Origin of the sequence: Halolactibacillus alkaliphilus, from assembly GCF_900115465.1 — a bacterium.
Classification (GTDB): domain Bacteria; phylum Bacillota; class Bacilli; order Bacillales; family Amphibacillaceae; genus Halolactibacillus; species Halolactibacillus alkaliphilus.
Genome location: NZ_FOWN01000006.1, coordinates 114,867 through 128,986 on the forward strand (window position 1 = coordinate 114,867; position 14,120 = coordinate 128,986).

Below are 14,120 nucleotides of genomic sequence, written 5' to 3' on the forward strand. Positions count from 1 at the left end.
TGAGGACCTATTACTTACCTTTACTTGTTACTACAAAGGATGTCTAAACGATGAGTAAAGAGCCACGTCATCTATAGACAACGCGACCTTCTACTCAACCCTCTAATGTCTGTTCGTAGACATTAATTGTAGCTTTTTCTTTTATAGATGATCATACATCCAGTAACTATAAATAGTAGACCTACAATAAGCCACTGATAGATCGCTGTTGCTGTGTCAGGTAAAGTTTCACCAGACACGAAAGTATCATCTAATGATGGGACTTGATCGGATTCACCCGGTGTATTTTGATCGGGATGTTGTGGTTTATCGCCCGATAATATTGGCGGTGCCGATTCTTCTTGGTCGTTCTCTTCTGTTTTTGAATCGTCTGCCACATCACTATCTTCTGTGTTCTCTGAATCATTTTGATCCTCTTCCTCAGGTAATGGCATTCTTTCCAAGTTAGCCATCGCAAGGTCTAATGCCTCTACTAACTGCATCAACTCTTGTTCTGTCGTAATACTATCCAATTGGGACTCAATCATGTCAATCGCATCATTTAGCGCATTAAATGTTGCAACAGTGTAGTTATTGTCCGCGTTAGATATGCTTTTTGCTTCATCTAATCGTTCCAACAAGACGGTTTTATCTACTGGTGTTTCAATGACGATTTCTTCTAGTTGATCTATGGCTTCTTGTAATAACACCACTTGTTCATCAATCATGTGTTGCGTCACGTAATCTTTTTCAAACAATGCTTTTGACTTTTGAAGTTCCGATAAGAAATGATCAACAGATGCTTCTGTGTAACGCTCACGTTCTAACTGATCTGCTTCATTTATAACTAAATCTAAAACGTCCCAATCAAGAATAACATCATGGTCAGCAAATGAAAGTTCACGCATCGCCAGTTTATTCGCCCAACGTAAACCGACGTCTGTTAAAATCATTTTCACTTGTGTTGTCTTTGGTACGTTAACGTCAACGACAAGTGTTTCCCCGCGTTCACTATTCCCAGCGCTTGTCCAAGGTACAGTGTATTCCTCTTCTAACTCTACCCATTGTTCTAAGTGGTCATCATAGACTGCTAACTTGAAAGCTTTTATGCCTTGATCGTTTCCATAGTTTGTTGATAACTCAATTGAGTGAAGCTGTACTAACTGTTCAAAGTTATACGTAATGCTCACTTCTTTATCTTCAGGCAATGTACCAGACGCAAAAACAAATTCTCCACTATTACTTTCATAATTACCATTGAATAGTTTTGCGAGCTCATTTTGATTGTTGTGCATCCCTAAATTTATACTACTATATGGTGGTTTAGGTGGTGCTTCTGTCACGTCTATTGTTAGAATCGCCTCTGTTAAACCAGGTGTCGTTTCTTTTAAATTCACAAGCTGCCCACGTTTTTCTAACCCTTGACCACGATTAAGTTGATCTAAGTCACTTTCAGTAATCGGTGCCCACTTCACAAACTCTTGTGTTATGACTCCGTCGTTCCATACTACATCGACATAAGAAAGCGTATTAGGTAAGTTCGGTTCCGTATACGTTGTGCCTTCTTCTCCTAAAACAGCGGAAGTATACGTTGTAAGTGCTGCTTCTCCTTCTACAACTGAAACAGTGGAAGGCTTAATTTCGGTAATGTTTAACTCACTCGCTGGAAGGGCAGTGTAACCTTCAGGAATTTTTTTATACACACGAACGTAATCTATATCAAAACTATTTGGATAAGGCATCCATTCCCATGGGCCTGTCCAGCCTCCGGCTCTCTTTTCATACAATGAGAAGAGCTGAATCATTGGGTAATCGATCTTTGTGTTAATGGATCCAAGCTCCTTACCATCCACATAAAACACGAGGCGGTCTGGGTGCTCACCAGATCCGGTTCCTTCTTGCCAGTCAAAGCCATAGGTATGCCATTCATGATGAAAATCAGCTGTCGTATCTCTATAGGTACTAGCCCCTCCGCTAAATGGGTTTGAAGGATCATTCCAAGCATGAAAAGCTCGCGGAACACCATGTTTATCATTTCCTAATACTTCGAATATATCAATCTCCGCTGAATGCTCTGGTCGGTCTTCAAAACCAACTAACCACCACGCAGAGTGTCGCGAAGAACCAGGTTGAGTTTTAGCACGAATTTCATAGTAACCGTATTGATTTATATGGGTAATTTCCGTTTCAACCGGATTTCTCACCTCATTATTTCTATTCCAATTATGTAACGCATTTCGGTTACCAGTTGTAAATCCGCTAACGACTGTTTGTCCATCATACTCCTCAGCCCATGGGCGTGTCTCCTCAAAAATTTGTAAAGACATCACACCGTCTTCCAACGTATACGTTGGCTTTGCTAAAGCAGGTTCTCTCGTCCATGATGACAGGTATTTGTCTACCCAAAGTTGACTATTTAGTGTTCCATCACTATTATCAAACTCATCTTGAAAAATTAAACGATAACCTTCTTTATTTACTGGACTTGGTGGTGTATGATTCCCCCACTTTGCCGTCAGGTGAAGATCTTGAGTAATGGTTAGTGGCAGGTACAATTCATAGTTTTGTGCCTCACCATAAAACCAGCCTAAAAAATCATAAGTATCCTTTGTTAAATCAGTAAAAGGGACAAGGGCTTCTGTCAATGATTCTCCTTGGTTGACAGTGACCTCAACAATGTCACCGCCATTATTCGGATCAAATGTGACCGTTGCTGTAGCTTCATCGGCTGAAACCGACTGCATCGTCCAAGTCATAAATAAAAAAAGTATTGCTATAAGTGATAAAGTAATGCGTTGTCTACGTATCATTTTAATAAACCTCCTTGACTTCTTCTTATCTTTTAAATAGCTTTTTATAGATAAGCCATTATTTAAGCGTTTTCATTTTTCTATATCCTACACTCCTTTCCTCACAGCTTATCTATCACACATCGTACCAAAGGCTTTTTAAAAGATATATGAACAATATTAAGCGATTTCTATTAATTTATTATGCTAACTTATATTGTCTGTGACCCTCATCCATTTCAAGTAAACCACGATAATCTTACATTTAAGATAATACTCTCAAGTAAAAAACACCTTAAAACAGTGACATGACTGTTTTAAGGTGTTTTAGAAATACGTTCTATTTAATATGTTCTAAGACCCGACTTCATTTCCACTCCGCAAAGACTTCTGGTGCAAGTCTAACCGATTCATATCCTGTTTCTTCGGCTTTTCCAATCGAGAGAACCATCACAGGTTCGTAGCGATTTGGATCTAAACCAAAGGCACTGGCCAGCTTATCTTTTTCAAATCCACCAATGGGATTGGTATCATAGCCATAAGCACGCGCGACTAACATCAGTTGCATGGCATAAAGGCTTGTATCAATTTGAACAATATCATGCATGACGCTTTTAGGTAAGCCTTCATAAAGTGGAACAATCGTGTTTAATTGATGATCGCGCACCTCTTCTGGCATTTTTCCTTCTTGAACAGCTTGGTCATAAATGTCTTCCCCATACTCATAACACAACAAGTCGCCAAACAAAAGTAACATAGCACTCGAGGTATCATTTTGTTTTGTATTAAAACGAATAAGTGGGCGCAATGTTTGCTTTGCTTCATCACTTTCAACGACAACGACACGCCATGGCTGCATATTCACAGATGACGGAGCCTTGGCCGCTTGTCTTAATATCTCTTGCATCTCGTCTTTTGGTATTTTTACGGCCGGATCATACGCACGAATCGAGCGACGACGATCGATGATATTATAAAAATCATTGTTTATAAAGATATGTGTCATGATTTTTTCCCCCTTTGTTGATCACACAATCAATGATAAATATGATTACTGATGCATTTTTATGATAGCCCTAGTCGGTACCGACTAAGGGGCTTTCTTGGCTCAATTATAAAGAGTCAGAAAAAAATGTCAACGTATGTGCTTATGTCAATGACACATGACCTAAAAGAAGGAGATAATCAGCACCACGACTAAAAAAGCAGTCAAACCATCCTTTAACGTGTTAAAGGATGGTTTGACTGCTTTTTTATAGCGTATAAAACGAAAGAAAGTATCTACTTCTTGATTTTAAGAAAATGACGCTGTAGTGACGCACTCTGTGTGTGCTGGGCTATAAGCTTTAATAAGTCGACTATACTGGTCTTGACCTGAGAGTAGTAATGACTCCGTTTCAAAACCGCTCTGTCTATCTAACTTCACGCCCTGCATTAAAATACTATCGGTAATCCCTGTACCTACAAAAAGACAGTCATCACTCTTAACAAGGTCTTCGTGTTCAAGGGTCATATTGGGATCTGTTAATCCCATCATGAGGCAGCGCTGTACTTCCTCATCGGAAATCGGTTTAAGTTTACCTTGCATTTTTCCACCTAAACACTTTAATCCAACGGCTGCGACGACGCCTTCTGGCGCACCACCTGTGCCGATAAAAAGATCTATCCCCGTATGTTCCATCGCCGTTGCGAGTGCGTAAGTCACATCGCCCTCATCAAAAAGTTGTACCTTAGCACCGAGCGTTCGCATACGGTTAACTAGGCTTTCATGCCTTTCACGGTGCTGGATTGCCACATTTAACTCACGCACATCTTTACCTAACGCCTGACTTAAATTTAACAGGTTCGTCTCAATTGACCAGTTAATATCAACTGCATCCTTGCCCTTTGGTCCAACAGCTAGCTTTTCCATGTACATATCCGGCGCATGAAGAAGCGCCCCTCTTGGCGCAAGTGCCAATGTAGTAAGGGCATTACTCTGATTGTTTACCGTGAGCACAGTCCCCTCAATCGGATCAACCGCAATGTCCACAGGCAGACCACCTTGTCCGAGTAACTCATTAATGTGTAACATCGGCGCTTCATCTAGCTCGCCTTCACCAATGACCACACGCGCATCAATGGGTAATTGATTAAGCCCATCACGCATAACCGTTGTCGCCGCCCCATCTGCCGCGTTTTTATCCCCGCTACCAATCCAAGGAAAACTCGCGATGGCTGCTTGTTCACTAATATGAAGTAAGGGTAAGGCCAATGTCTTTAACACGTTTTTTCACCTGTTAATAACTGTGACGTCGCAATGTCATCCAGTGATTCTATCATCACTGATGGGCTATCTGCGTTATTTTCCGTCGATAAGAACGTTAACATGATTTCTACCGCTCGTTTCTTATCTGTTTGTCCAGCTGCTAAAACCAAAACATTCGCATCATAATCTTGAACGGCTTGTTTAGCTGCGCGTTCGTCAAAACAAAGCGCTGCGCGAATTCCTGGTAATTTATTGGCGATAATCGACATACCTATACCTGTCTCACTAATAAGAATGCCTCGATTTGCCGCTCCACTATTTAGTGCTTCTGCGACTTTTAAAACGTCCTCTTCAAATGGTTTTGACGTTTTTTCTACACAGCCCATGTCAGAGACGTCAAAGCCGGTTGGTCTTAAATAGCGTTTCATTTCACGTTTATATAAAAATCCTTGGTCGTCACTTGCGATGGCGATCATCATATGATATTACCTTCTTTCGTTTGATTTCGTTTTATAATTAAAATATAACACGTACTTTCGATTGTGTAAATATATTTTTCTTTTACTTTCGATTTTAACTATTAAACAATCGTTTGCTTTCGTTTAAAGGATTATTCATGTTAAAATGAAAGAAACATCTGTCAATGACTTCATTTCCCAGTCAACATAGTGGTATAATGAAACTGATGATCAACTAATACAGACGAAACATATAACCAATAAATACATGGACCGTCAGGTACATTGTTAAGAGGTGAGAAAATGACCAAACGATTTACAAAAGAGCGCCGTGAACATATCCATCATTTATTGACGGAGAGAAAACGCATTACTGTTAAGCAACTTTCTGAAGAGCTGGATGTTTCTGAAGTGACTTTACGTACAGACTTAAAAGAGATGGAGAAAGTTGGGCTACTTACACGGACACATGGTGGCGCTATTATGAATGAACCAACGACAGCTACGGGCAGCTTTAAAAAGCGCTCGCAAACAAACTTAAAAGAAAAGAAAATTATAGCTCAACGCGCACTGTCATTAATTGAAGATAAAAGTTGTATTCTTCTTGACGCAAGTACGACCGCATTAGAACTAGCCAAAGAAATGAAAAAACTCAATATGAAATTAACGATCATGACAAACGGGATGTCAAGCGCGATTGAATTAAAAGAAAATCCTTATTTTAATGTTATTTTAATAGGAGGGATTTTAAGGCCGGGGTCGATGGCGTTAGAAGGTTCCGTAGGCATCCAAACAATGGATATGTTAAACAGCATTGATTTATTATTTACATCATCAAGTGGCTTCTCAGTTGAAAGTGGACTTACTGATTTTAACTTTTATGAAACCGATTTAAAGAAAAATATGGTTAGTCGCGCCAAACATGTCGTCGCTTTGATTGATCACTCTAAATTTAACACGAACTCTATTTCTAGTTTCGCACGACTGTCTGATATTGATACACTAATTACCGATCACGCAGTTGAAATAGAGATTGCCAAGCAAATAACTGCTCATGACGTCCGATTAATTGATCGTTGAACTACCCCCACCTAACATTCTCACGAATGTTTGAGGAAGGTGTCTTCTCGCTCTAAAACGATAAACCTGACAACGTATTGGATATGATTCAAAAGTTGTCAGGTTTATTTTTTAAAAACAACACTGATATTTAGGATAGATTGTTACACATTTAAAGCGTGCACAATTTTTTTCTCACTAAGATAGCTTGACAGCATATCTAATGTCTTATGATAGTTTAATGCGTTCTCTTCATCTTCCATAAGTAAAGCTGTTAAACTGTCAATGACATAAATAACGGAGAGTTGTGTATTTAAGACACGGTCTTTAAGTAGCCCATCGACATGGTGTGTATAAATGACTTCAGCAGATAGCGTTGTTAAAGCTGTTTTTTCATAATTTGTTAAGGAAACAATCGCAGCATTATTTTTATGCGCTAATTTAGCCGCTTCTACAATTTCTAGCGTCTGACCTGAAGCTGAAATAGCTATAACAACATCTTCACTTGTCAAAGTAGATGCTCTTAGTACCATGGAATGAGCATCTAAAAAAGTATCTACTGATTTCCCCATCCGCCGCAACCTTAATTTAAACTCTTCTCCTGACAAACCAGAACTACCTATACAAAATATGCTGATTGACTTTGCCTGATTAAGTCTATCCACTACACGCTGATAGTTCTCTATCGTTTGGAGAGTACTAGTGGCTATTAGCACCTCATTGTACGTTTGTTGGACTTGGTATAACACATCATCAGGGCGTTCGTCTTTTTTCACTGCATCTCTCAACGAAATTTTAAGCTCCACAAACGAAGCCATACCCACCTTATGACTAAAGCGAGTCACTGTTGCGACAGAAACAGCAGCTTTTTCTGCCAACTCTCTAATATCCATATTAGAAACATGTGAATAATGTTCTAATAAATAATCAGCAACCCGCTTCTCTGATTTACTTAGTTTTTGATATTTTAATTGAATCACTTTTAATACAGAAGCCATACCATTCCACATTCTTTCATAAGTTTTATATCCGTCTTGTCTAGATCAACACTAGAATTACTTTTTACACAGTATAACCACTGGAAAACAGGAAAAAGGTATACAGGCAACTAGGATAGTCAAAATGAAACGCATCTTGCTCCGAAGTTGCCCCACACCCTAAATGTCACTACTTTTTAAAACCTTACTTTCTCCTCAACTTGTTTATAATGATAAGCCAACTTCAAACATGCGGTTCCATGGAGCATAACTTTTCACGCATAGTTCACCTATAGCTTTATAATGATGAGGTATCATCTTTTGATAATACGTCCTTAAAAGCTCATCTCGTTTAGCATTGACTTCAGGCGCTTTATCTTTTAAATCAAAATAAGTTAGATCAAGTTCTTTTAAGAGTCCATTTGTCAGTTCCATTCTCACAACGGCTTGATATAGAAAATCATCTAATAAATGATAAGCAATATTTTCATTTATCGCACCTTTTCTATTTAAATCCGCCAAGCAGCCTTGAGCCAAGGTTGTACCTAGTGTGTTTGCATTTGTATTCCAACCTTTATATGAAGTGATCTTATGCAACAAGTTTCTCTGATCTAAGCGCTTAATAAGTGCATAGTCTCCACCATTACCATAAGCCGCATCCGCAATAACAACACGGTAACCTAAATCTAAATCACGTTCTAGACAATCAACGAATGTGTTCATATCTCGAAAGCTGTCGTATGTCGGATCGCGTTTTTCAAACTGATCCCACGATTCTTGAAGCACTTCACCAGGTACGTTATAGTATAAAATAAAATCAGCATCTGCTTTATTATTAACCTCATAAGCACCAATCGATCGTAAGTGTCTTTTACATGTCTCATAAAAAGGTCGATCTTCGTAAATAGGAATCAACGTGTGACCTAATGTGCTGCTCCATTCAATAAATACTTTTCTTTTGATTTTTTTCTTATCATGATACAGGCGCGTAATTAATGTTGCGCCTACTTCATCAGATCCCGGATACATATGAACCGCTTCATCTAAATTCAGGTCAGTGATCGTTTGAATAATTTTCTTTTGGTCTTCTGCTGTATAACCATACTCTGCACTATCGTCTTGAGGAATGATAAGAAAATCTAACCATCCATCCTTTAATAGGTGCAGCACATGCTTGTTTACCAAAACATTAAATGTCCGACGTGTTTCATAGTCTTTTATATATTCTAACGGCAAGTCACGTTCAATTTTAATAAGTTCTTGTGCTTCCTCAGCAGATACGCCTATACGCTCACCCTTATCCATCAAGTAGCGACGACGAAAAATATTTCTTCCATTCGTCTCATAATAATCTGGTTCCTCGTCAGCTGAATCATATTGTGGTGTACGCATAATAACTGAAGACGCCATTATTTTTGCATGAGGATGCTTTCGTTTAAGTTGTTTTAGGCGCTGCGTAAATAAAGGGATCGAGTCTTCATCTAAGTCATGCAATCTAGAAGGAATTAATCCACCATAAAGAAGCATTTCCGTGCTTAAAACGATGCCATCCAGATATTCTAAATCCAAAAGCCAGCGCCATAAAGCATCTGTTTCAGCCGGCTGTTTTTTATAGCCAAGTTGTTCAGGTGTTGGCATGATAATTTCTATATCATTATTTGTCTCAATGATTCGTTCAATAATCGTTGTGTTACATGGTCGTTCATCGATTGGCACATAAGCAAAGCGCATATTATCTCTCCTCATTTACTGGAATTAATTTATTAGCTATTTTTGATTCTGGGTAGATGCCATTAAGCAACAAATCCACAAAATAATACACAGTGAAGACATCCGCGGCTATATCCTTTTTCTTCTCTAAAAACGGTGCGATAAAAACTTCACCAACGGCTCTTGCCAGTGGAGAATCTGATTGACTCGTCACCCCAACCGTGCGATGTGTAGCATTTAGTTGCGTCACATAGTTTATCAATGTTTCATCATAACCAGAAATATCAAAGGCAACAACTAATGTTTCTGGGGGAATAATATTGATGGAACGCTCAATTGTTCGCTTCTCAGCATACAGTTGAACATCAATTCCACATTCCATTAGCCGTTCTTCTAAAGCGTAGAGATATTTCTTAATATCAGGTGTACCAATTAAGAAAATCCGCTGAGATGTTGTCATCATGTCTCGAAGCTTGTTCAACTCTCTTGAAGCATGAAAACCATTAAAACGGTCAATCATGGATAAGTATATTTCTTTTACCGAATCACCCTCATCCACAGCCGCTTCTTCTACTTTTCGTTTACTTACACTTGCTTTACTTGCAAGAATCCGCAAGTTGTTATACGTTCCAATATCTACTTTTTTACAAAAACGACTAATAGATGCTTCTGCTACTTTCACCTTTTTACCCATTTCAGAAATTGTTAAGTCTGGAACTTCTGGTAGGTTGTTAATGATAAAATCAGCAATTAAATGCTCCCCCTTAGTCAACTTATGCCGGGTTGACTCAATGGCTATAACAATCTTATTTAGAGGATGCAAGGTCTCTTGAATCAAAAAATTACGGAGTGCACCAACAAGACCTGCGTGATTTAAATTACTAGCGAAATCTATCGTTGTTTTCTCAAGTAATTCCGGTAACACATCTTGTTTAAGTTGTTCCATAATCCGTGGGTATAAGTAATCTTTCTGATGAGAAATGCCCCCACCAATAACAACCATCTCAGGATTCATCATATAAACAATCGTTGCAATGCCTTTTGAGAGGTGTTTTATAAGTTGATCAATGCCATCAATACACATTTGATCACCGTTTTTTGCTTTTTCGAAAATCATTTTACCATCAATTTGTGTCGGTAGAAGCCCTTTATTATGAGCTGTATTTTCCACTAGACTTTTGGTTGACGCAATATCTTGAAAAGCCCTGCCTTCTATTGGGATATAACCAATTTCTCCTGCCGAATAGCTATGGCCTGTATGCAGTTGATTATCAAGAACATAGCTGCCACCAATTCCTGTTCCAATCGTTAAGCAAAATAAACTCTTCACACCTTTACCACGGCCAAGCCACGATTCTGCTAATCCTACACAGTTCACGTCGTTTTCCACTTCAACCGGCAACTTAAAGTAGTCCTCTAGCTCTTCTTTGATTGGCATACCTGTATAATTAGGAATAATGTTAGGGAGCGCGTAAATGATTTTTCCCTGTCTAGAATCTACTTGTCCTGCAGTACTAATACAAATCCCCTTAATATCATACTCTTTTTGGTAATACCCACCTAATTCTTTTACCTTGTTTATAATGTGGCGGCCTCCTTTTTCTGCATGTGTAGGCTCCTCACCTGACTTAAGAAGTGTACCATCTTCTTTTATCACACCATGTTTTATTGATGTTCCACCAATATCTATTGTCAGAAATTCTCTCATGGCTCTCTCCTTCTTTTATTTAATATGATTACTGCACTTTAAATGTATCCGCTATCATTTATAAGTGGCGTTTTACTTAATCAAGTTTAAGTGACCACATACTACGTTTTAAAAAAACACCGAATGTGTATATCCGCATTTAAATATAAACAAAACAATATCAGATTAAGTAAATAAACTTATTTAAACGATGCGTTGATACTAACAGCATCGCTACAATGATTTACGCATCAAAAATGAGCATTAGATGTCCAATGAACTGGGGATAATCTATAACTACACTAAGTATACCGAAGCTAAGAAGGAGTTTCAAGATGAAAATAAATAAAATTTCATCATTTTTTGTTTTTAGAAATTAATTTTCTTTATTTTTTAAATATATCTTTTCCCCTACTTATAGTATCTGCAAACAACATATAAAACTTGATAAAAAGAGCATTAAAAAGCTAAGCGACTTTATATCTAATCACTATTATTAATCAGGCTATGTTTTTTCTTTACTAACACGGCCTTTATTAAAAAGATAATGATTAAACACCTTCACTTAGCTAAATTACTTACCTCATACCTACTCCTATCGTAGGGAAACACTCGTTATTTGCAATGAAATGTTTAGTATATTCGTCTTTCATCAACGGATGTAGGAACAATAGTGATATAAAATAAGCTTTTTAAGTATATTTAGGTTCTTAAGCAGTGAAGCTCATAAACCTATACTTGATCCAATTGTTTAAAAATTCAAAAAAACGGATGACCACTTATCAGATCATCCGATACTTAAAAATATTGACTGGAAACGTGTTATTATACAATTGCTTTTCAAACTTCTTTTTAGTCATCATCGCACTTTTTCTCAGTTATAATAACGGCAAGGCAAAACTTGTGAAGCGACTTAGTGCGTTAATAAGCACATGTTTGATCCTGATACTAAATGACGCAATCGGATCGTCTTCAGCAGTTGTTAGATTGGCGCTAAACATACTTTCAGCCGATTGTTGTGCATCTTGTGCAAGTGAAGGACTCTCTATAAATAGCATGGATTCGGTATTGATATAGGTGCTTCTTGGGTCCAAGTTGTATGACCCGACCGCAAGCGTTGACTGATCAAACATATAGCTTTTTAAGTGCAGTGACGCGGATGGGTGTTGGTATTCACTCACTTTAACATGGTCTTCAGTCAAATAAGGACGTGTAAGCTGATACCCACTAAACGCGAGCCAGTTTGGTGTACTTTTAACGCCATTTGTCACTAAATGAATCGAAGGTTTTTGCATCGTTGCTTGTTTGATATCGCGTAACATCGGGTCAGTAAAAATGATGTACGGGGAATAGACCTCTACATCTGTCTTTGTATGATAGAGATGTGTTAACATATGATGAAAAACATCGGCATGTTTATACGCACGTCCTGGTTGATTATAGATAAAGTAGCCACGATCAATCGGATGGGCGTTATCTGACCAGTCAACGGATTGAGCAAAAAAACCTTGGTGACGGGCTTTTACTTTAGCGGCTTCAAGCTTTAAGTCGTAACGGTACTGTTTACGTTGGCGAGATGAAACGAGCGTTGGTCTCTTTCTCGCGCTTACAAAGTCATGGTCCCAAAGCATAGCAAAATACTCCCGCGCTTGGTTAATGAGCGGGGGTGCGTCATCCGGGTTAACGATTAAAATATCACGGTCATATGTGAGGTTATCTCCACGTCTTTTAAAATATTTATCGCCAATATTACGTCCACTAATGATCATGTGTTCTTCATCTTGAATGATGATTTTATCGTGTAATCGGTTATGTACTCGCCACGGCGCAAGAATATTTAACGGTTCATAAAACTTTATGTCAATAAACGGCGTGTCATCAGCCGTGGCGATAAATTGCCGATCCTTAAAACGCATGCCATGAAAAAGCCCATCTACTAATAATTTCACTTCTACGCCTCTTTCAGCCGCTTCAAGTAAGGCATTGTAAATTAATGTCACACTATCTCCGCCCTGCATCGCAAAAACCGACATGTATAATGTCTCTTCTGCTCGTTCTATCAAATCAAGCCTTGCCTTAAGTGCCGTTGGTCCGTCATCAACTAGAACCGCCTGTTCATTCGTCTCCATATAATGCGCGTCTACTTCAACGAGTGTCTCCGCAGTAAATCCTGGAACGTCATGACGTAGCCAGCGGTAACTAGAAACAAAGAACACTAATAGAGCAAGGATCGTTAAGGCAAATAACTTCGTCCACTGACGCCTTCCTTTATTGATATGATCATCCATTAAAATCACCTTTCTTTTATACTGTTTGCTTATTCAGACGTATTAAAGCATTGATTACCCTTTTATGTTGTACTCATTCCGTTATGTTTTATGACTATGAGTATACGTGTCTAATATGAACTGAATATGAACGGCATAACAATCCTTGAAAGAACAGGCAACAGAATGAGCACGGTTACTCTTTCGTGTTTTTAAAGTTAACTTTAGCCCCTCTTATTTCCAGTATATAAACCAACAACTTCCAGCTACTTCTGCAATTACCTTGATTACCTCTCATTGAGTCAGCACACTTTTTTAAATGCGACTTTGAAGTTTCTTTTCTTTCGTTTTGCTGTTTAAGGTGTTATCCAAGTTAACACCTTAAACAGCAAGGCCCGTTTTTTCGATACTTGATTCGATTACCATGATTACTTTTTAATAAGCAACCTGACTCATTCGACGATTAAATATTGCACGGAAAATGCACCAGGTGAAAATGCAGACATGATTTTGGGCAACGATAAGACGAGATAATGTCCATGTACTCTTATGAAGAACGAAGATAGCTTATAGTATGAACTACATCGGCACTAAAGTACCGAGTTTCTAGGAACACTCAAAACTTGATATCTGCTATTTCAAGCAAATATCAGCGGTTTAAGCTATTAACTAAGGCTCATTCCAAGCCCGATATTTTTTATGTTTTTACTGGCGTTAATGTCCCTATCATGAAGTGTGTGGCAGGTTGGACACGTAAAGTGTCTGACGCTTAATGGTTTCTTGCCTGTTTCTGCACCACATGAAGAACAAACTTGCGATGTCTTATAAGGGTTGACCACAACAAGCGCTTTCCCATACGTCAAGCATTTATATGTCAATATATTTCTGAACATTCTCCACGATTGGGAAGCGATACTTTGTGCCAAGGGATGATTTTTAATCATAT

Annotated in this window: 10 protein-coding genes; 1 reads left to right on the forward strand and 9 read right to left on the reverse strand. The window is 38.4% G+C overall.

The window, feature by feature from the left end; genetic code table 11:
• Window positions 1–122 precede the first annotated feature (122 nt).
• The 4 genes from BM163_RS04360 to BM163_RS04375 form a co-directional block, all read right to left on the reverse strand.
• Window positions 123–2,789 (reverse strand): family 16 glycosylhydrolase, encoded by a 2,667-nt coding sequence (locus tag BM163_RS04360; RefSeq protein ID WP_089800629.1) that lies wholly within the window; start codon window positions 2,787–2,789, stop codon window positions 123–125.
• Between the two features lie 346 nt (window positions 2,790–3,135).
• Window positions 3,136–3,774: a nitroreductase family protein gene (locus BM163_RS04365; protein ID WP_089800631.1), complete on the reverse strand. Its 639-nt coding sequence runs from the start codon at window positions 3,772–3,774 to the stop codon at window positions 3,136–3,138.
• A gap of 288 nt (window positions 3,775–4,062) precedes the next feature.
• Window positions 4,063–5,034, reverse strand: a complete 972-nt coding sequence (glpX, locus tag BM163_RS04370; RefSeq protein ID WP_089800633.1) for a class II fructose-bisphosphatase — start codon at window positions 5,032–5,034, stop codon at window positions 4,063–4,065.
• Window positions 5,028–5,495, reverse strand: a complete 468-nt coding sequence (locus tag BM163_RS04375) for an RpiB/LacA/LacB family sugar-phosphate isomerase (RefSeq protein ID WP_089800635.1) — start codon at window positions 5,493–5,495, stop codon at window positions 5,028–5,030. Before BM163_RS04375 ends, glpX begins: the two co-directional genes overlap by 7 nt.
• Before the next feature lie 282 nt (window positions 5,496–5,777).
• Between BM163_RS04375 and BM163_RS04380 the strand changes: the two genes are divergently transcribed.
• On the forward strand, window positions 5,778–6,554 hold the full coding sequence (locus BM163_RS04380; protein WP_089800637.1) for a DeoR/GlpR family DNA-binding transcription regulator: 777 nt from the start codon (window positions 5,778–5,780) through the stop codon (window positions 6,552–6,554).
• A 143-nt stretch (window positions 6,555–6,697) separates the two neighbouring features.
• On the opposite strand, the gene BM163_RS04385 is transcribed toward BM163_RS04380, so the two are convergent.
• The 5 genes from BM163_RS04385 to BM163_RS04405 all read right to left on the reverse strand — a co-directional run.
• Window positions 6,698–7,531: a MurR/RpiR family transcriptional regulator gene (locus tag BM163_RS04385; RefSeq protein ID WP_170243629.1), complete on the reverse strand. Its 834-nt coding sequence runs from the start codon at window positions 7,529–7,531 to the stop codon at window positions 6,698–6,700.
• 204 nt (window positions 7,532–7,735) lie between these two features.
• Complete coding sequence (locus BM163_RS04390) at window positions 7,736–9,241, reverse strand: DUF4127 family protein (protein WP_170243630.1); 1,506 nt, start codon at window positions 9,239–9,241, stop codon at window positions 7,736–7,738.
• Between the two features lies 1 nt (window position 9,242).
• Window positions 9,243–10,928, reverse strand: a complete 1,686-nt coding sequence (locus BM163_RS04395) for an ROK family protein (protein ID WP_089800643.1) — start codon at window positions 10,926–10,928, stop codon at window positions 9,243–9,245.
• Between the two features lie 857 nt (window positions 10,929–11,785).
• Window positions 11,786–13,195, reverse strand: a complete 1,410-nt coding sequence (locus BM163_RS04400; protein ID WP_089800644.1) for a phospholipase D-like domain-containing protein — start codon at window positions 13,193–13,195, stop codon at window positions 11,786–11,788.
• A gap of 644 nt (window positions 13,196–13,839) precedes the next feature.
• A partial coding sequence (locus BM163_RS04405) for an RNA-guided endonuclease InsQ/TnpB family protein (RefSeq protein ID WP_143088181.1) occupies window positions 13,840–14,120 on the reverse strand: 281 nt, incomplete at its 5' end.

What these genes read in the sequence shown, in the direction of transcription:
- BM163_RS04360 (WP_089800629.1), bottom strand. Translation starts at nt 2,789, where the DNA reads ATGATACGTAGACAACGCATTACTTTATCACTTATAGCAATACTTTTT.
- BM163_RS04365 (WP_089800631.1), bottom strand. Translation starts at nt 3,774, where the DNA reads ATGACACATATCTTTATAAACAATGATTTTTATAATATCATCGATCGT.
- BM163_RS04375 (WP_089800635.1), bottom strand. Translation starts at nt 5,495, where the DNA reads ATGATGATCGCCATCGCAAGTGACGACCAAGGATTTTTATATAAACGT.
- BM163_RS04380 (WP_089800637.1), top strand. Translation starts at nt 5,778, where the DNA reads ATGACCAAACGATTTACAAAAGAGCGCCGTGAACATATCCATCATTTA.
- BM163_RS04385 (WP_170243629.1), bottom strand. Translation starts at nt 7,531, where the DNA reads ATGGCTTCTGTATTAAAAGTGATTCAATTAAAATATCAAAAACTAAGT.
- BM163_RS04390 (WP_170243630.1), bottom strand. Translation starts at nt 9,241, where the DNA reads ATGCGCTTTGCTTATGTGCCAATCGATGAACGACCATGTAACACAACG.
- BM163_RS04395 (WP_089800643.1), bottom strand. Translation starts at nt 10,928, where the DNA reads ATGAGAGAATTTCTGACAATAGATATTGGTGGAACATCAATAAAACAT.
- BM163_RS04400 (WP_089800644.1), bottom strand. Translation starts at nt 13,195, where the DNA reads ATGGATGATCATATCAATAAAGGAAGGCGTCAGTGGACGAAGTTATTT.